The 17,940-nt window shown below is 73.7% G+C and carries 16 protein-coding genes; 8 read left to right on the top strand and 8 right to left on the bottom strand.

Features of this window, described 5'->3' with window-relative positions; genetic code table 11:
• Window positions 1–117 precede the first annotated feature (117 nt).
• From ACFYP3_RS22105 to ACFYP3_RS22095, 3 genes are read left to right on the top strand one after another with little or no spacing between them, the layout of a single operon-like run.
• Window positions 118–1,128: an AAA family ATPase gene (locus ACFYP3_RS22105; protein ID WP_388835073.1), complete on the top strand. Its 1,011-nt coding sequence runs from the start codon at window positions 118–120 to the stop codon at window positions 1,126–1,128.
• Window positions 1,128–2,504 (top strand): DUF58 domain-containing protein, encoded by a 1,377-nt coding sequence (locus ACFYP3_RS22100; protein ID WP_388835070.1) that lies wholly within the window; start codon window positions 1,128–1,130, stop codon window positions 2,502–2,504. Before ACFYP3_RS22105 ends, ACFYP3_RS22100 begins: the two co-directional genes overlap by 1 nt.
• The gene (locus ACFYP3_RS22095) at window positions 2,501–4,954 is read left to right on the top strand and encodes a transglutaminaseTgpA domain-containing protein (RefSeq protein WP_388835068.1); all 2,454 of its coding nucleotides are present in this window, start codon (window positions 2,501–2,503) and stop codon (window positions 4,952–4,954) included. The genes ACFYP3_RS22100 and ACFYP3_RS22095 overlap by 4 nt, the downstream gene beginning before the upstream one ends.
• A gap of 367 nt (window positions 4,955–5,321) precedes the next feature.
• Here the strand turns inward: ACFYP3_RS22095 and ACFYP3_RS22090 are convergent, their stop codons facing one another.
• From ACFYP3_RS22090 to ACFYP3_RS22080, 3 genes are read right to left on the bottom strand one after another with little or no spacing between them, the layout of a single operon-like run.
• On the bottom strand, window positions 5,322–5,954 hold the full coding sequence (locus tag ACFYP3_RS22090) for a TetR/AcrR family transcriptional regulator (protein WP_388835065.1): 633 nt from the start codon (window positions 5,952–5,954) through the stop codon (window positions 5,322–5,324).
• A 29-nt stretch (window positions 5,955–5,983) separates the two neighbouring features.
• Complete coding sequence (locus ACFYP3_RS22085) at window positions 5,984–8,077, bottom strand: YhgE/Pip family protein (RefSeq protein ID WP_388835062.1); 2,094 nt, start codon at window positions 8,075–8,077, stop codon at window positions 5,984–5,986.
• Window positions 8,049–9,011 carry an ATP-binding cassette domain-containing protein gene (locus tag ACFYP3_RS22080; RefSeq protein ID WP_388835059.1) on the bottom strand — a complete coding sequence of 321 codons (963 nt, stop codon included), beginning with the start codon at window positions 9,009–9,011 and terminating at the stop codon, window positions 8,049–8,051. Before ACFYP3_RS22080 ends, ACFYP3_RS22085 begins: the two co-directional genes overlap by 29 nt.
• A gap of 172 nt (window positions 9,012–9,183) precedes the next feature.
• Here ACFYP3_RS22080 and ACFYP3_RS22075 point away from each other — a divergent pair, with 172 nt between their 5' ends.
• From ACFYP3_RS22075 to ACFYP3_RS22055, 5 genes are all read left to right on the top strand, one after another.
• Entirely contained in the window at window positions 9,184–9,678 is a 495-nt protein-coding gene (locus ACFYP3_RS22075) for an SAV_6107 family HEPN domain-containing protein (protein ID WP_388835056.1), read from the top strand.
• An 88-nt stretch (window positions 9,679–9,766) separates the two neighbouring features.
• Window positions 9,767–10,525 carry a methyltransferase gene (locus ACFYP3_RS22070; RefSeq protein ID WP_388835053.1) on the top strand — a complete coding sequence of 253 codons (759 nt, stop codon included), beginning with the start codon at window positions 9,767–9,769 and terminating at the stop codon, window positions 10,523–10,525.
• 297 nt (window positions 10,526–10,822) lie between these two features.
• Window positions 10,823–11,224 carry a DUF3040 domain-containing protein gene (locus ACFYP3_RS22065; RefSeq protein ID WP_365478665.1) on the top strand — a complete coding sequence of 134 codons (402 nt, stop codon included), beginning with the start codon at window positions 10,823–10,825 and terminating at the stop codon, window positions 11,222–11,224.
• A 127-nt stretch (window positions 11,225–11,351) separates the two neighbouring features.
• Window positions 11,352–11,978, top strand: coding sequence for a DUF4126 domain-containing protein (locus tag ACFYP3_RS22060; RefSeq protein WP_388835050.1), 627 nt, complete (start codon window positions 11,352–11,354; stop codon window positions 11,976–11,978).
• Window positions 11,979–12,026: 48 nt separating this feature from the next.
• Complete coding sequence (locus tag ACFYP3_RS22055; RefSeq protein WP_388835047.1) at window positions 12,027–13,442, top strand: phytoene desaturase family protein; 1,416 nt, start codon at window positions 12,027–12,029, stop codon at window positions 13,440–13,442.
• Between the two features lie 52 nt (window positions 13,443–13,494).
• Here ACFYP3_RS22055 and ACFYP3_RS22050 read toward each other — a convergent pair whose 3' ends face one another.
• The 5 genes from ACFYP3_RS22050 to ACFYP3_RS22030 all read right to left on the bottom strand — a co-directional run bounded on the left by ACFYP3_RS22050 (window position 13,495) and on the right by ACFYP3_RS22030 (window position 17,889).
• Complete coding sequence (locus tag ACFYP3_RS22050) at window positions 13,495–14,364, bottom strand: hypothetical protein (protein ID WP_388835044.1); 870 nt, start codon at window positions 14,362–14,364, stop codon at window positions 13,495–13,497.
• A gap of 50 nt (window positions 14,365–14,414) precedes the next feature.
• Complete coding sequence (gene metF, locus ACFYP3_RS22045; protein WP_365478653.1) at window positions 14,415–15,329, bottom strand: methylenetetrahydrofolate reductase [NAD(P)H]; 915 nt, start codon at window positions 15,327–15,329, stop codon at window positions 14,415–14,417.
• Between the two features lie 148 nt (window positions 15,330–15,477).
• Entirely contained in the window at window positions 15,478–16,113 is a 636-nt protein-coding gene (thiE, locus tag ACFYP3_RS22040; RefSeq protein ID WP_388835039.1) for a thiamine phosphate synthase, read from the bottom strand.
• A gap of 76 nt (window positions 16,114–16,189) precedes the next feature.
• On the bottom strand, window positions 16,190–16,555 hold the full coding sequence (locus tag ACFYP3_RS22035) for an Rv2175c family DNA-binding protein (protein WP_030707382.1): 366 nt from the start codon (window positions 16,553–16,555) through the stop codon (window positions 16,190–16,192).
• 77 nt (window positions 16,556–16,632) lie between these two features.
• Window positions 16,633–17,889 (bottom strand): NAD(P)/FAD-dependent oxidoreductase, encoded by a 1,257-nt coding sequence (locus ACFYP3_RS22030; RefSeq protein WP_388835035.1) that lies wholly within the window; start codon window positions 17,887–17,889, stop codon window positions 16,633–16,635.
• Window positions 17,890–17,940 lie beyond the last annotated feature (51 nt).

The raw sequence follows: 17,940 nt of genomic DNA, 5'->3' as shown, positions 1-17,940 counted from the left end.
CCGTCAAGAATGCGGGGTGGCACCACCCGGGATCCCCCGGGCCGGTGTCCGTGTTTCGGGGTGGGCCGGTCATGCGCCAAGGGCGTCGGCCCTGGGAATGGGCCGAGGAGAACCAAGGTGACGACGTATGACGACCGAGCGAGCCTCGCGGATCTGACCAGCACGGCGGAGCGGGTGCGCCAGTCGGTCGAGAGCGTGATCGAGGGCAAGCCCGAGGTCGTACGCCTCGCGCTCACCGTGCTGCTCGCCGAGGGGCACCTGCTGATCGAGGACGTACCGGGCGTCGGCAAGACGATGCTCGCCAAGACGCTCGCGAAGTCGATCGACTGCTCGGTGCAGCGCATCCAGTTCACGCCCGACCTGCTGCCCTCCGACATCACCGGTGTCAGCATCTACGACCAGCAGCGTCGCGAGTTCGAGTTCAAGCCGGGCGCGATCTTCGCCCAGATCGTCATCGGCGACGAGATCAACCGCGCCTCGCCGAAGACCCAGTCGGCGCTGCTGGAGTCGATGGAGGAGCGCCAGGTCACCATCGACGGCACGACCTACACGCTGCCCAGCCCCTTCATGGTCGTCGCCACCCAGAACCCGGTGGAGATGGAGGGCACGTACCCGCTGCCCGAGGCCCAGCGCGACCGCTTCATGGCCCGCGTCTCCGTCGGCTACCCCAGCCCCGAGGCCGAGCTCCAGATGCTCGACGTGCACGGCGGGGTGTCCCCGCTCGACGACCTGACGGCCGTCGCGCACGCCCACGACATCATCAAGCTCATCGAGGCCGTCCGCGAGGTGTACGTGGCCGAGCCCGTCCGGCGCTACGTCGTCGACCTCGTCGCCGCCACCCGCAGCCACCCCGACCTGCGGCTCGGTGCCTCGCCCCGCGCCACCCTGCACCTGCTGCGCGCCGTGAAGGCCTCCGCCGCGCTCGACGGCCGGGACTACGTCCTGCCCGACGACGTCCAGGCCCTGGCCGCCCCGGTCCTCGCGCACCGGCTGCTGCCCACCGCCCAGGCCCAGCTGAACCGGCGCACCGCCGAGCAGGTCGTCCACGACATCCTGCAGCGCACCCCCGTCCCGGCCGCGCACGCCCGCGGCGAGATGCCGCCCGGCGCGGGCATCCGGGGCTTCTGATGAGCGCCGGTGCCCCGCGCGGCGCCGGCGGCCCGGGGGACGGCGGCGGGTTCCGCGCTTCGCTGTCCGGGCTGACCACTCGCGGCCGCTCGTTCCTGGCCGCCGGGATAGCCGCGGCCGCCTGCGCCTACGTCCTGGGCCAGGGCGAGCTGCTCCGCGTCGGCCTGCTGCTCGCCTCCCTGCCGCTGATCTGCGTCTACGCCCTGCACCGCACCCGCCACCGGGTCTCCGGCAGCCGCCGGCTCAGCCCGGGACGGGTGCCCGCGGGCTCCGAGGCCCGGGTGCAGCTGCGCATGGACAACGTCTCCCGGCTGCCCACCGGCCTGCTGATGCTCCAGGACCGGGTGCCCTACGTCCTCGGCCCGCGCCCGCGCTTCGTCCTGGACCGGGTCGAGCCCGGCGGACGCCGCGAGGTGTCCTACCGGGTCCGCTCCGATCTGCGCGGCCGCTATCCGCTGGGCCCGCTCCAGCTGCGGCTGACCGACCCCTTCGGACTGGTCGAGCTGACCCGCTCCTTCAGCACCTACGACACCCTCACCGTCATCCCGCGCACCGAGCCCCTGCCGCCGGTCCGGCTGACCGGCGAGTCCAACGGCTACGGCGACGGCAGCCGCCGCTCGCTGGCCCTGGCCGGCGACGACGACGTGATCCCGCGCGGCTACCGGCGCGGCGACGACCTGCGCCGGGTGCACTGGCGCTCCACGGCCCGCTACGGCGAGCTGATGGTCCGCCGCGAGGAACAGCCGCAGCGCAGCCGGGCCACCGTCCTGCTGGACACCCGGCGCCTCGCCTTCGACGGCGCCGGCCCCGACTCCGCCTTCGAATGGGCCGTCTCGGCGGCCGCCTCCAGCCTCGTGCACGTCCTGGAGCAGGGCTTCTCCGTACGGCTGCTCACGGACACCGGGGACTCGGTCCCCGGCGACGGCGGGGGCGGCTTCACCGCCGGCGGCCAGGAGTCCGCGGAAGCCGCCGGACTGATGATGGACACCCTCGCGGTGGTCGGGCACTCCGACGGCGCCGGGCTCTCGCGGGCCTACGACGCCGTGCGCGGCGCCGGCGCGGGAGGCTTCGGCGGAGCCGGCGGCGACGGGCTCCTCATCGCCTTCCTCGGCGACCTGGACGACGTACAGACGGAACTGGCGGCCAGGATGCGCCAGCGCACCTCGGGTGCGGTGGCCTTCGTACTGGACTCGGCGGCCTGGGGCGGACAGCCCGCGGCCGGGCACGCCGTGCCCCCGCTGGAGGAGCGGCTGCGCAGGCTGCGCGACGCGGGCTGGACGGCGCTGGCCGCCCCGCCCGGGGTGGCCTTCGGCGAGTTGTGGCGACAGGCCGGTACCGCCCGGGTCGGTACGGGGACTTCCGGAGGTCGGGCATGAGCGGGCGGGCGAAACTGACGCTGTTCGCGGCACTGGCGACGCTGCTCACCTCGTGGTCGCTGGCCCCGCTGGTCGAGTCCCAGGCGTGGCTGTTGCAGGGGGCGCTGCTGCTGGGCGTCCAGAGCGCGGTGGGGGCCGGCGCCCGGCGGGTGCCGCTGGCGCGGTCGCTGACCGTGGCCGCGCAGCTGCTGGTGCCCCTGCTGCTGCTCGTGTTCCTCTTCGCCGGCAAGGGCGAGGCCACGGGCAGCGGGCCGCTGGCGTACCTGGTGGACGATTTCGGTTCGCTGTTCGCACAGGGCGTCCGGGACGTCGGCGAGTACGCCATCCCGGCCCCGCTGACGGACGGCATCCGGCTGCTGCTGGTGTCCGGGGTGCTGCTGATCGGGCTGCTCGTGGACACGCTGGCGGTGGCCGCGCGGACGGCCGCCGCGGCCGGGCTGCCGCTGCTCGCCCTGTACTCGGTGGCCGCGGGTCTGTCGGGCGGCGGGAACGCCTCCTGGTTCTCCTTCCTGCTGGCGGGCTGCGGGTACCTGCTGATGCTGCTGGCCGAGGGCCGCGACCGGCTCGCCCAGTGGGGCCGGGTCTTCGGCGCGGCCCCGCGCGGCAAGGGCTCCGCCGACTCCGGCCTGAGCAGTGGGGCGGGCGGGCAGGCGACGGCCCCGGCGCGGTTCGGCCGGCGGATCGGCGCGGTGGCCCTGGGCGTGGCGCTGGCGGTGCCGGCGGCGCTGCCCGCGCTCGGCGGCGGGCTGCTCGGCGGCAACCAGGACGGCGGCGAGGACGGCGGCGGTGCGGGCGGGACCATCTCGGCGGTCAACCCGCTGGTCTCCCTGCAGAGCAACCTGAACGCGCAGGACAACCGGGTCATCCTCAAGTACCGGACGAACAGCCCGCAGCAGAGCGAGCAGTACCTGCGGATCCTCGCGCTCGACGAGTTCAACGGCGTCAAGTGGGAGGCCTCCGGGCGGGCCCTCACCGATGTGCCCGAGGTGCTGCCGAAGCCGGCGGGGCTCAGCGACCAGGTGCGGGTGACCTCCACGGAGGTGACCACCACCCTCTCGGCCGCGGACAGCTACACGCAGCGCTACCTGCCCATGCCGTATCCGGCGACCTCGGTGAAGATCGAGGGGAAGTGGCGGTTCGAGCCCGCCGGCCGGACCCTGGTCGGCGACCAGCTGGGCAGGGACAGGTTCCAGAACGTCCAGGGCGCGGGCTACTCGGTGCAGAGCCTGCTGCTGAGGCCGACGGCGCAGCAGCTGCAGAAGGCACCGGAGCCGGACCGGGCCGTCCGCGACGAGTACACGAAGGTGCCGGACAACCTGCCGGCGGTGGTCGCCGACACGGCCCGCCAGGTGACGCAGGGGTCGAAGGACGACTACACGCGGGCCGTGCGGCTGCAGGACTACTTCGCCGTGAACGGCGGCTTCCGCTACAACACGAGGACGGCCTCGGGCACGGGCCCGCAGGCGGTCGCGCGGTTCCTCGCCGACAAGGAGGGCTTCTGCATCCACTTCGCCTTCTCGATGGCGGCCATGTCCCGCAGCCTGGGCATCCCGGCGCGGGTGGCGGTGGGCTTCACGCCCGGTGAGAAGCAGTCCGACGGCAGCGTGAACGTGTCGATGCGGGACGCGCACGCCTGGCCGGAGCTGTACTTCGAGGGCGTGGGCTGGACGCGGTTCGAGCCGACGCCGCGGTCCGGCATCAACGTGCCGGACTACTCCCGGCCGCAGACCCCGGCGGCCCAGCAGCCGTCCGCGCCGGCGCCGGTGCCCTCGCAGAGCTCCGCGCAGCCGTCGGCGGCGCCCTCGGCGTCCGCGGAGTGCCCGCCCGCGCTGAAGAAGCTCGGCGAGTGCGGGACGCCGGCGGCGGCGCAGGGCCCGACCCACGGCGACGGGCCCTCGCTGACGACGGTCCTCGGCTGGACGGCGGCCCTGCTGGCGGTCCTGGCCCTGCCGCTGGTGCCGCTGCTGTGGCGCGGCCGGCTGCGGGCCCGGCGCCTGGGGACCGGGGAGGTCCTGACGGCGTGGCGGGAACTGGGCGACGCCGCCTGGGACGTGGGCGTGGTCCCGGACGAGGCGCTGTCCCCGCGCAGGGCGGCCGCCCGGGTCGTGGACCTGGGCCGCCTGGATCCGCAGGCCGCGGCCGCGGTCCACCGGGTCGCGGGCGCGGTGGAACGGGCCCTGTACGCGCCGCCGGGCGCGGAGGTCTCGTACCCGGGGCTGGCGGACGACGTGCTGCTGACCCGCGCGGGTCTGCTGGCCGCGGTGAGCCGCCCGGCCCGCCTGCGGGCCCTGCTCCTCCCCCGCTCGGCCACCCGCCTCGGCTGGTCGGTCTCGGCCCGCTGGTCGACGGTGGCCTCATGGGTCTCGACCCGCTGGTCGGCGCTGGCCTCGTGGGTCTCGGCCCGGCTGACCGCCGCCCGCCTCCGGCTCCCGCTCCGGGACCGCGGCTGAGGCCCTTCCTCCCGGACTCCGCCCGGGAGGAAGGCGGCAGGACCCGCGCACGCGCGAACGCGGCGAGGCTCGATCCCCCCGAGCCCCGCCGCGTTCGCGTCCTGCGTCACCGGGTTCGTGTCCCCCGCCCGGCCACGGTGAGGAGGTACCCGGTCCGCTCCGCAGCCCCGTGTCGGCGGTGCGGACCGGGTCTCCTGTCCGTTGCTCCCAGTCTGGCGTCCGCGCAGGTGGGAGCCATCCGCGCACGTACTCATCTCCGCGCCTAGGTACGGGTACTCAGCCGTCGCGGCAGGCCCCACCAGTTGTACGGGCTGCGGTGCCCCCGCGGCACCGCCGACTGGGGGGGTGCTCGCCGCGGCGCGCGGGCTCAGCGGTTGCCGCTGACCCGGCCCCGCAGCAGCAGCGACAGCGCCGAGTGGACGTCGTCGAGGGAGCGCTCGCTCTGGAAGGACTGCCAGTCCAGCGCGGCCACCAGCACCATTCCGACCATCGCGGCCGCGGTGAGCGGCACGTCGATCTCGGCGCTCAGCTCACCGCGTTCGACGCCCTCCCGCAGCACCTTCTCCACGACGGCCACCGCCTCCCGCCGGACCACCATCAGCGTGGACTGCCAGGCGCGGTTGGTCCGCCACAGCTCGGCGACGTACAGCTGGGTGAAGGCCGGGTAGCGGTCGATGAAGACGAGGCCGGCGCGGATCATCGCGTCGAGCGCCTCGACGCGGCTGCCGCCGCGCGCCTCCGTCTCCTCCGCCGCCGTCCGCAGCGAGACCGTCAGCAGCCCGACCCCGTGCCGCAGCAGCTCCTCGAAGAGGTCGTTCTTGCTCGCGAAGTTGTAGTAGACGGTGCCCTTCGCGACGCCCGCCCGCTCGGCGATCTCATCGACCGTGGTCGCGGAGAAGCCCTGCTCCGCGATGAGGGTGACGGCCGCTTCGTAGAGCTTCTGCCGGGTGGCCTGCCGACGGGCCCCGCCGGTACCCGTACCGGTGCTGCTGCTGTCCATGGCGCTGATTGTCACAGGTCAACACGTCCCTACAGGCTCAGTTCGGGGTGCAGTCGGTCCATGGTCCACACCTGCTTGCCGCGGGCGGCGAGCGAGGTCAGGGCGAGCGCTCCGACGGTGAAGGCCGCGAGGACCGCGGACCCCTGCCACACCGGGCCGAGGTCGCCGCCGGTGATGAGCCGGCGCAGGCTCTCGACCACGTACGACATCGGCAGGTAGGGGTGGATGTCGTTGAAGAACTCCGGGCTGGTCTGGACGGGGTAGGTGCCGCCGGCCGAGGTCAGCTGGAGCATCAGGACGGCGAGGACGAGGATCCGCCCGGCCGCGCCGAACTTGGCGTTGAGCCACTGGATGATCGCCGCGAAGCAGGCGCTGACCAGCAGCAGGAAGCAGATGGTGAGGGCCGGGTGGGCCATCTTCAGGCCGAGGTCGGGGGCCCAGCGGAGCACGGACATCAGCAGCCCGACCTGGGCGGCGCCGATCCCCACCACGGGCAGCCAGCCGGCGAGGGCGATCCGCCAGGGCGAGGCGCCGGCGGACAGGGCCCGCCGGTTCATGGGCGCGATCAGCATGTAGGCGACCATCGCGCCGACCCAGAGGGAGAGCGGGATGAAGTAGGGCGCGAAGCCGGTGCCGTAGTTGGGCGCCTTGTGCAGGGCCTGGTTGGCGAGCCTGATCGGGTCGGCCATGACCTCGGTGCGGGCGTCGCGCTGCTGCTCGTCGTAGTCGGGGATCCTGCCCGCGCCGTCGTGCAGGCCGCCGGCGAGTTCGCCGGTGCCGTCGACGAGCTTGTACATGCCGCCGTCGAGGCGGTGGGCGCCGTCGCCGAGCTTGCCGACGCCGTCGCTGAGCTTGCCCGAGCCGGTGGTGGCGGAGCCGAGGCCGGTGTGCAGCTGGGCCATGCCGGTGGCGACCTTGTGGGCGCCGGTGTTGAGGGCGTTGACCTTGGCCACGGCCGCGTCGAGGTCGCCCGCGAGCTGGGGGGCCTTGACGACGAGCTCCCGGGCCTTCTTCTCCAGGTCGGTCAGCTGGGTGCGGAGCTTGCCGACGTCGCCGTTCGCGTTCTTGACCAGGGCGCTGACGTCACCGGCGAGTTCGGCGGCCTCGGCCGCGTCGTCCCTGACCTTCTTCAGGTCGGGGCAGGAGGCGAGGTGCGGTTCGCCGCCGGGGGTGACGCAGTGCTTGGTGTAGTAGGCGTCCGCGCCGGTGGAGGCCCGCCGGGCGGCGGCCGCGGCGGCCGGTGCCTTCGCGGCGAAGGTGTCGAGGTGGCCGTTGACCACCTTCGCGCTGTCGGCGACCAGCTCGGCGGTGTCCGCCAGGTTCTTGGGGTCCTTGACGAAGGGGCGGGCCTTGTCGGCGGCCCCGTTGACCTTGTCGGCGAGGGCCTGGGTGCCGTCGGCGACGTCCTTCGACCCGGTTTCCAGCTTCCCGGCGGCCGTGTTGAGCTTCTTCAGGCCGCTGTTGAGCTCGCCGGTCTTCTCCTCGGCCGTGTCGAGGCCCTCGGCGAGCTCCTTCGCGCCCTCCTGGGCCTTGCCGGCCCCGTCCTTGAGCTTGTCGGCGCCGTCGGCCGCCTCGGCGGTCTTGTCGTGCAGGTCGGAGAAGTTGACGAAGATCTTGTCGAGGAACCCGCGGGAGGCGTTCGCGGACGCCGCCGAGCGGACCTCGGAGAAGACGGAGCGCGAGATGGAGCCGACGACGTAGTTGTTGGAGTCGTTGGTGCGGACCTGGAGGGCTCCGGTGGCGGGGTCCTCGCCCGCGCTGGAGGCGATCTTCGCGCTGAAGTCCTCGGGCATGGTCAGGGTGAGGTAGTACGTCCCGTTCTCCAGGCCCTTGGCCGCCTCCTTGGGGCCGACCTCGCGCCAGTCGAAGGTCCTGCTGTCGCGGAGCTTCTTGGTGAGCTCGCCGCCCGCGTCCAGGTGCTTGCCGTCGACGGTCGCGCCGCGGTCGGAGTTGACGAGGGCGACGGGCACCTTGTCGAGGCGGTGGTACGGGTCCCAGAAGGACCAGAGGTACAGGGCTCCGTAGAGCAGCGGGAGCAGGAGCAGCGCGATGAGGGCGGCGACGGGCAGCTTCCCCCGCCCGAACCGCTTCATCTCAAGCGCGGCCAGCTTCGGCGACCTCATCGTCCGCCCCCTTCGTGTCGTCGTTCTCGGTGTCGTTCGCGGTGTCGTTCGCGGTGTCGTTCCCGGCGGTGGCGGCGGTGTCCGGGCCGGCCTCCGCCTCGGCTTCGGTCGCGGATCCGGCCGCGGCCACGGGGGCGCTCTTCGCGGCGCTTCCCCAGGTGATCTTCCGGTCGGGGGCCGCCGACGTGACGGTGACCGGCGCCTCCGGAGCCCCGGGTGCCTGCGCCGCGTCCGGCTCCTTCGGGGAGGTCCGCAGGACCACCGCGTCGGCCGGGGCCTCGCTGCACACCGCGAGGACCGTGGTCCCGGCGGCCGCGATCGAGCGGAGCAGGGCCCAGGCCTCGGTGCGTTCGGTGTCCGAGAGTTTCAGGTCGAGGTCGTCGAGGGCCAGCAGCCGCGGGGACCCCAGCAGGGCGATGGCGACGGACAGCCGTACGGCCTCCAGGCGTTCCAGGTCCCGTACGGAGGTGCGCTCGCCCTTGGGCAGGGTGGCGAGGTCCAGTCCGGCGGCGGCGAGGGCCTCGTCGATCCGGGCCGCGGCGCGGGCGCGGCGCTCGGCGCGGGGCCGCAGCAGGGCGCGCACCGGGGCGTCGTAGCGGCGCTGGAGCAGGGCTCCCTCGCGCAGTTGTTCCGCGACGGTGAGGGCCTGGTCGAGGTCGTTGACCCCGGGGACGTGGGCGAGGGCCGCGATCCGGCGGACGGCGGCCATCTTCTTCGGCAGCCGGTGCGCGTCGATCTCGGCGTGGCCCCGAGTGGGCTTCATCCGTCCGGTGAGGGCCAGGAGCAGGCAGGTCCGGCCGCTGCCGGAGGGGCCTTCGACCGCGATGAGCGAGCCGGGCGCCGCATCGATGCCGATGCCCCGGAACGCCCAGCCGCGCGGGCCCTTGAGTCCGAAGTCCTCGGCTTTGACGGCCGCGCCGTGCGGGCTGTCCACGCCGTCCCCCTTCTTTTTGAACTGACCGGTCAGTTCAAAAACTAGCACCCTCTTCCGCATCAGGTGTGCAGGAGGGGGCAGTTGCAGCGGATACGGCCACAAAAGTGCAGGTCAGGGCGATTGTCAGTGGGGCAGGTCACGATGGGGGCAACGCATCGACAGGAGGTTCGTCATGGCCACACCGTCCCCGTCCCCTGTCCACCCCGTCCTGCGCAAGTCGACGGCCGATCCGGCGGCGCTCGACCTGCTCGCCAAGGCCCGCAGCGGCCTGACCGAGGCCGCCCTGCTGACCCGGCCCAACGAGCGGTACGCCACCGCGCACCTGGCCGCCCTGCGCACCGCCGCGGCCGTGCTCGCCGCGCGCGGCCGGCCCGAGCCGGTGAACCCGCGGCGGCGGCCCCGGATCCGCAGCGCGTGGGAGCTGCTGCCCGAACTGGCGCCGGAGCTCGCCGAGTGGAGCGCGCTCTTCGCCTCGGGTGCGGCCCGCCGGGCCCGGGCCGAGGCGGGCATAGCGGACGCGGCGAGCGGCCGGGACGCGGACGATCTGGTGCGCGCCGCCTCGATGTTCCTGCGCCTGGTGGAGCGGATGCTCGCCGCCGGGGCACCCGCTCCGACCCTGCAGCAGGCCCTGCCGCAACCGCGCCCGGAGCGTCCGGACGCGCGATGAGCTGCCCGGCTGCGGAAGGCCATAAGGTAGACGGGGGTGGGGCACGGACCGCTCACCCCTTCCCTACCGCGCCGAGGAGCCATCAGCCGTGTCGGACACTTCCCGCCCCCGTGCCTCCCTTCGCACCGCCGTGGTGTGGGAGGTCCTCAAGGAGGCGCTCGACCGCCGGGTGAAGGCGACCGGGCAGGACGTGCTGGACGTGCTCGACACCGGTGGCGGCACCGGCAAGTTCGCCGTGCCGGTGGCCCGTCTGGGCCACCGGGTCACCGTGGTCGACCCCAGCCCGAACGCGCTCTTCGGACTGGAGCGCCGGGTGTCCGAGGCCGGCGTCGCCGACCTGGTCCGCGGCGTCCAGGGCGACGCCCAGGGCCTGTTGGACGTGGTCGAGCGGGACGCGTACGACGTGGTGCTCTGCCACGGCGTGCTGGAGTACGTGGACGACCCGGCCGAGGGCGTGGCCAACGCCGTCGCGGCCCTGCGGCCCGGCGGCACGCTCAGCCTGCTGGCCGCCGGCCTCGGCGGAGCGGTGCTCGCCCGCGCGCTGGCCGGGCACTTCACGGAGGCCCGCACCGCCCTGACCGACCCGGCCGGCCGCTGGGGCTCCGGCGACCCGGTGCCGCGGCGCTTCACCGCCGAACAGCTCTCCGAGCTCGTCGGCGGCGCCGGCCTGGCGGTCGGCGCCGTCCACGGCGTGCGGATCTTCGCCGACCTCGTCCCCGGGGTCCTGGTGGACACCGAGCCGGGCGCGGTGGAGGCGCTGCTGCGTCTGGAGGAGGCCGCGGCGGAGCTGCCCGCCTTCCACGCGGTCGCCACCCAGCTCCACGTGCTCGGACAGAAGCGGGCCTGAACTGCGATCTTCCGCGCACGGAGTCGGCCGCAGACCCTACGTTCCGGCGGCCGGCCCCGTATGATCGAGTGCAGTGACCGGCATGGTGGACGGACCATTGGGGAATAAGGGCCTCAGTGACCGCCCCCGCGGCGGTACGGTTTTCGAGCAGTGGTTTTACCGGCTGTGTCATTTCTGGGCTGTGTGTCTTTTTGGAACGTGGCGTAGAGGGCGGGTGTCACGGGGGCGATTCCCCGCCTATCCTGAAGGGGACCCCTGGTCGCTACCCCCCGCGACCGACGGATGAGGAGGACTCCCGTGCCGCTCTCGGAGCACGAGCAGCGAATGCTCGAGCAGATGGAGCGAGCGCTGTACGCCGAAGATCCCAAGTTCGCGACAGCGCTTGAGGGAAGCGGACTGCGTACGTACACCCGGCGACGGGTCTACCAGGCAGTCGCAGGCATTGTGGTGGGTATCGCGCTCCTCATGACCGGTGTGATCATTCCGAACGTGCTCTGGATCAGCGTGGTGGGATTCCTCGTCATGCTGGGATGTACGGTCCTGGTGGTCACCGGTTGGCGCAAGGCACCCAAGCCTGGCGAGCAGCCCGTCTCCGGAAGTGCAGACGGTTCGGCCCACGGCCGCAGCCGGCAGCGTCGGTCGATGATGACCCGCATCGAGGAACGGTGGCAGCGCCGCCGTGACGAGCAGGGGCAGTAGTCCCCGAACAGCGTGAGCGAGGGGACGGCCGCCGCCGGGCGACCGTCCCCTCGCCGTTCTGTCCCCGTTCTGTCACCATGCCCGCGTACGCGCCGCCGGAGCGGTGTCCGTACGACATGATGATCCAATGAGTGTGCTCCCCCTGGTCTTCACCAGCGGCTGGGCCAGTGGGATCAACGCCTATGCCGTGGTCCTCCTGCTCGGCGTCTTCGGCCGGACCGGTCTGACCGACGAGGTCCCGGCGTCCTTGCAGCGCACGGACGTGCTGATCGTCGCCGCCGTGCTGTTCCTCTGCGAGGCGGTCGCCGACAAGTTCCCGTACGTCGACTCGATATGGGACGCCGTCCACACCGTGGTCCGCCCGCTCTCCGGAGCCGTGATCGGCGCGTTGCTCGCCGGGCAGAGCGGCTCGCTGTCCGACATCGCCGCCGGTGCGATCGGCGGCTCCACCGCGCTGGCCAGCCATTTCGTCAAGGCCGGCACCCGGATGGCGATCAACACCTCACCCGAGCCGTTCACCAACGTGGCCGTGAGCATCGCCGAGGACCTCGGCGTGGCCGGCCTCGTCACCTTCGCGATGTTCAACCCGCAGGCCGCCGCCATCATCGCGGCCGTCCTGCTGGCCGCCGGACTGGCCATACTCGTCTTCCTCTGGAGCCGGATCCGCCGCTTCCTGCGCCGCCGTGCCCAGCGCCGCGAGGAGAAGCGGCTGGCCGCCGAGGCCCGCGAGGTCACCGGGGCCCCGCCGCTGTGACGACGGCCGGTCCCGGGGGTGTTCCGGGGGGTCGATAGGCTCGGCCGCATGGCACGAATTGCGGTGATCGGCGCCGGGATGGGCGCGATGGCGACGGCGGCCCGGCTGGCCGTGGCGGGGCATCAGGTGGCGGTGTACGAGCGCGCGGCGACCTACGGCGGAGCCGTCGGCCGGTACGAGCGCGAGGGTTTCGCCTTCGACACCGGCCCCGGGCTGCTGCACCTGCCCGCCGTCTACCGCGACCTGTTCGTGAAGACCGGCAAGCGGTCCCTGGAGGACTGCGTCGACCTGGTGCAACCGGACCCGGCCGTCCGGCACGTCCTCCCCCACCACGGCATCGACGTCGCCCTGCCGGCCGCCTCGCACGGCGGGGTCGCCGCCGCCCTCGACACCGCCTTCGGCGGGGGTGCGGGCGAGCGCTGGAACGCCCTGCTGGGCCGCGCCCGGGACGCCTGGGACGCCACCCGCCGCCCGCTGCTGGAGGAACCGCTGCGGGAGGGGGCCCGGCAGGCGCTGCGCGAGGACCCGTACCCGGCCCTGCGGCGCGCCGGGCTGTTCCGGCGCCGGCCGCCGACCCTCGCCGAGGTGGCCGACCGCGAGCTGGGCGGCGCGCTCGGCGAGCTGCTGACCGGCGTCGTGCGCACGTACGGGATCGACCCCGCCACCGCGCCCGGTTCGGCCACGGTGCTCCCGTACATGGAGCAGACCTTCGGCAGCTGGTACGTGCGCGGCGGCATGCGCGCCCTGGCCACCGCCGTGTACGAGCGCTGCCTGGAGCGGAAGGTCGCCTTCACGTTCGGCGCGGAGGTGCGCGAGGTCCTGGTCCGCGACGGCCGCGCGGCCGGACTGCTGCTGGCCGACGGCGGCGAGGTGGCCGCCGATCACGTGGTCTGCGCGGTCGACCCCCGGCAGCTGTCCGCCGGCCCGTGGCGGCCGTCGGACACGGCCCCGGCCCGCGGTTCGGAGGCACCCGGCCGGATCACCCTGCTGCTCGCGCTGCGCGGCGCCCGCCCCGCCACGGCCGTCCACCGCACCCTGGTGCACGCGCCGGGAACGCAGGTCACCGTGGTGCGCCCGGACGATCCCGCCACCCGGCCCGACGCGGGACACGAGGCGGTCACCGTGAGCGCCGTGTACGGGCCCGGGACCTCGGAGCCCGAGGAGCTGCTGAACCTCGCGGAGAAGGCCGTCCAGGGGCTGCGGGAGCGGCTGTTGTGGCACGAGGTGCGCACGCCGGCCGATGTCGAGGCGGCGACCGGTGCGCCGGGCGGCGCGGTGCCGCCGCCCGCGCTCGCGGGGGCCGGCGGCCGGCTGCTGCGCCCGGCCAACACCACGGACGTGCCCGGGCTGTACCTGGCGGGCGGCTGGGCGCATCCCGGCGGCGGGCTGCCGCACGCCGGGATGACCGGGGCGCTGGTGGCCGGGCTGATCGTGGAGGGCGCCGGGTTCCGCGGCTCGCAGTGACCGCGCGCGGGGGCGGGCGGACCGGTCCGCGGACCGGTCCGTGCCGCGGGGGTCAGTAGCGGTACTGCTCGTACTCGCCGGGCTGGGAGTAGGGGTACTGCTGCGGCGGCTCGGCCTGCTCCTCCGCCGGGTAGGGCTGGCCGGACCCGTCGGTGGACCGCTGCTGGGGGACCCAGACCCCGCCGGGCGGGGTGTCCGTGGAGTACTGCTGCTGCCCGTAGTCGGCGTACGCGGTGTAGTCGTACGGCTGCGGCGGGGCGACACCGCCGCCGGTGCCGATGTACGGGTCCGAGTAGGCGGCGTAGACCTGCTGCTGCCCACCCGTCGGGTAGCCGCCGGAGTAGTCGTACCCGCCGCCCTGGTTCTGCGGGTCGTAGTACGCCGCGTACTGGTGGGCGTCCTGCTCCGCCGTGGTGAACGGCGAGGCGAAGGCCGCCGTCTGGGCGGCCTCGGGGGCCTGCGCGAAGCTCTGTATCCCGTAGGACCCGGTCTCCTCGGGCACCGGCTCCGGGCTGTAGACCTCTTCTTCGGCCGCGGCCCGGTAGGGGCGCTCGTCCGCCGCCCCGTCCGTGTCCTCGTACGCGAGCGCGCTGACCTGGAGCGCCGGCTCGTGCCGCGTCGGGGCGCTTCCGGACCGGCGGCGTCTGGACTGCCGGACGGGTTCCCCGCCACGGCGCAGGGCCCAGCCGGCGACGAAGCCCTTGCGGAAGGAGAGCGTCACCAGGGTCTGGCCCACGGCGAACGCCGCCGCGCCGACCCCGATGACCAGCACCGACGGCAACACCACCCCGGCGACCACGCCGAGGAAGCCCGCGAAGGCGAGCAGGCGCCAGCGGAGCCGGGCCTTGTACTGCATCAGGACCTCGGCAAGCAGCCACAGCGCGACGAAACCGAACGCGATGTAGAGGACCGTCATTCCCATGCATGGCCCCTCTCGGTACGGCCGCCGGCGCGGGAACGGGGGGCGGCCGCTCAGGCCCGCTGGTGCAGGCCCAGGTTCTCGTAGATTTCGAGAGTCGCCGTGGAATTGTTCAGCGTGATGAAGTGCAGCCCCGGGACACCCTCGGACAGCAGCCGCGCGCAGAACTCCGTGGCGAACTCGATGCCAATGGAGCGTACAGCGGCCGGATCGTCCTTGACGGCGAGCATGCGCTCTTTCACGTGCGCGGGGAAGACCGCGTTGCTGAGTTGGGGCAGCCGGTCGAGCTGCTTGATCGCCACAACAGGCATGACCTCGGGGATGATCGGGGTCTCGCAGCCCGCCTTCTCGACGCTGTCGCGCAGCCGCAGATAATTCTCCGGATCGAAGAACATCTGGGTGATGGCGTAGTCGGCGCCCGCGCGGCACTTGTCCACGAAGTGCCGGATGTCCGTGTCCCAGTCCGTCGAACGCGGGTGCATCTCGGGGAAGGCCGCGACGCCGACGCAGAAGTCGCCGGACTCCTTGACGAGGCGCACCAGGTCGGCGGCGTAGTGCACGCCCTCGGGGTGCGCCACCCACTCGCCCATCGGGTCGCCCGGCGGGTCTCCGCGCACGACGAGCATGTTGCGGATCCCGGCGTCGGCGAACTGCCCGATGACGTTGCGCAGCTCGGCGACCGAGTGGTCCACGGCGGTGAGGTGCGCGACGGGGGTCAGCGTGGTGTCCGCGGCGATCTCCTGGGTGGCCTTCACGGTGCCGCCGCGGGTGGAGCCGCCGGCTCCGTAGGTCACGGAGACGAAGCTGGGGGATACCGCCTCGACCCGGCGCAGGGCGTTCCAGAGGTTGCGTTCGCCCTTCTCGGTCTTCGGGGCCCAGAACTCGAAGGAGTACGAGCGCCCGGACGCGAGGAGGTCGCGGACCGTGTGTGCACGATCCGACCAGGTGGAAGCGGTACCAGAGGCCATGTGGGCAGGTTAGACGCGGCCGGCCGGTCACCGAAGCGCTGTCCGCCTTTTGGACACGTTTTTGGACACCCGGAGGGCGGCTCTGGTCAGGCGGGGGGCCGAGGCGCTAGGGGGGTTCTCCCCCGCTCCCTGTCCGGGCGGACAGGACTCAGCCGAGCCGGGCCCGGACGCGCTTGGCGAGCTCGGCGGCGGCCGCACCGGGGTCGGTGGCCTCGGTGAGGGCGCGGACGACCACGACGCGGGTGGCTCCGGCGTCCAGCACCTCGTCCAGGTTGCTGCCGTCGATGCCGCCGATGGCGAACCAGGGGCGGTCCTGCTCCAGCGAGGCCGCGTACCGGACCAGCCCCAGGCCGGGGGCGTGGCGTCCGGGCTTGGTGGGCGTGGGCCAGCAGGGGCCGGTGCAGAAGTAGTCCACGCCGGGCTCGGCGACGGCCGCGTCGACCTCGTCCTCGGCATGGCAGGAACGGCCGATCAGCACGCCCTCGCCGAGGATGGCGCGGGCCGCGGGGACGGGGAGGTCGCCCTGGCCGAGGTGCAGGACGTCGGAGCCGATGGCGTGGGCGACGTCGGCGCGGTCGTTCACGGCGAGGAGCTTGCCGTGGCGGCGCGCGGCCTCGGCGAACACCCGGAGGTGTTCGAGTTCCTCGCCCGCCTCCATGCCCTTGTCCCGGAGCTGGACGACGTCCACGCCTCCGGCCAGGACGGCGTCGAGGAACTCGGGGAGGTCACCCTGCCGCTTGCGGGCGTCCGTGCAGAGGTAGAGCCGGGCGTCGGACAGCTGCATGGGTGGACCCCCCGTGGTGGAGGCGGTGTACGGGCGCGGGGCCCGTACACCGCGGTGGAGCGAACTGCGGATCAGGTCAGAGGGCGAGCGCCTGAGCGCGGCGCTTCACCTCCGTGCCGCGATTCTCGCTCAGTGCCTGCACGGGCGTGCCGGGCAGGGTCGGATCCTCGGTGAAGAGCCACTCCAGGATCTCCTCGTCGGTGAAGCGGTCGTCGCGCAGCACGGTCAGCAGTCCGACCAGGCCCTTGACGACCTTGTCACCGTCGATGAAGGGGGCCGGCACCTGCAGGGCGCGGTTCTCGCCCCGGCGTACGGCGATGAGCTGCCCTTCCTTGACCATCTGGCGGACCCGGGTCACCTCGATGTCCAGCTTCTCCGCGATGTCGGGGAGGTACAGCCACGAGGGGACAAGGGCATCGATCTTTGCGTCAATCTCGGTCACGGACACAAGCCTGCCATCTCGGCTCCGCCGTCGGTACCTGGGCGGCCCGTACGGGTCGCCGCCCGGGCCCGGAGCCGTCAGGCGGCGGCCGACTTCAGCGGGGTGGCCGGGTCCGCCACCTTGGACGGGTCCAGGGGCACCGCCGTCTCGATGAGCTTGCGGCCCTGCGCCACATCGCGGGGGCGGCCCACCGCCAGGACCGCGACCAGCGCGCCGGCCCGCAGCCAGCACACCGACCAGGCCGGCCCGGCGGGGTCGCCGCGCCAGAGCAGGGTGTCGGCAGCGCCGTGGTGTCCGGCGTACTGCACGAACCGTCCGAACTGCTCCGACCAGAAGTACGGCACCGGGTCGTAGACCTCGCCCGCCTCCCCGGCCCCGCCCCGGGCCCCGGCTCCGGCCCCGATCTCGGCCAGGACGTTCGCCGCGACCGTCCGCGGCCCCTGGAGCGCGTTGTCCCAGTGGTGGACGAGCAACCGCTTCCCGTAGCGCCCGGAGGGGAAGGAGGCGCAGTCGCCGACGGCGTACACCCCGGGCAGGGAGGTGCGCAGGTACGCGTCGGCGGTGACCGAGCCGTCGGGGCCCCGTTCCACCCCGCTCCCGGCCAGCCATCCGGTGGCGGGCCGGGCGCCGATGCCCACGACGACCGCGCCGGCCGGCAGGGCCCGGCCGTCCGCGAGCAGGACGCGGCCCTCCTCGATCCCGGCCACCTTCGCTCCGGTGATCAGCTCGGCGCCGGCCTCCTCGTACCAGCGCGCCATCGGCTCGGCAACCTCGGCGGGCAGCGCCCCCGCCAGCACCCGGTCCGCCGCCTCGACCACGGTCACCGCGCAGCCGGCCTCGCGGGCCGCGGTGGCGAACTCGGCGCCGATCCAGCCCGCCCCGACGACCACCGTCCGGGGCGCGGTCGCGAGGACCGGCCGCAGCCGCGCCGCGTCGTCCAGGGTGCGCAGCAGGTGGACGCCCGGGACGCCTCCGGTGCCGGGCAGGGTCAGCGGCTCGGCGCCGGTCGCCAGCACGAGGACCCCGTACGGGACCGGGCCGGCCTCGGTGTCCAGCTCGCGGTCGGCGGCCCGCAGTCCGGTGACCTCGATGCCGAGCCGCAGCTCGATGCCGAGCCCCTCGAAGTCCACGTCGAAGGCGGAGTCCTCGGCCTTGCCGAGCAGGACCGCCTTGGACAGCGGGGGGCGGTCGTAGGGCTGGTGGGGTTCGGCTCCCAGCAGGGTCAGGGGGCCTTCGAAGCCCTGCTCGCGCAGGGCGACCGCGGTCTGCACCCCGGCCATTCCGGCGCCGACGATCACGACGCCGCGCTGATGGTGTTCCGTCTGCTCGCTCACCCGGCCACCCTAATCATCTGACGCTCCGTCAGGAACAGGTGCCGCCTTACC

Origin of the sequence: Streptomyces sp. NPDC005533, from assembly GCF_042871845.1 — a bacterium.
Lineage (GTDB): Bacteria > Actinomycetota > Actinomycetes > Streptomycetales > Streptomycetaceae > Streptomyces.
Note: the sequence above shows the minus strand (reverse complement) of the source record. Positions and strands in the feature narration are given on the sequence as shown.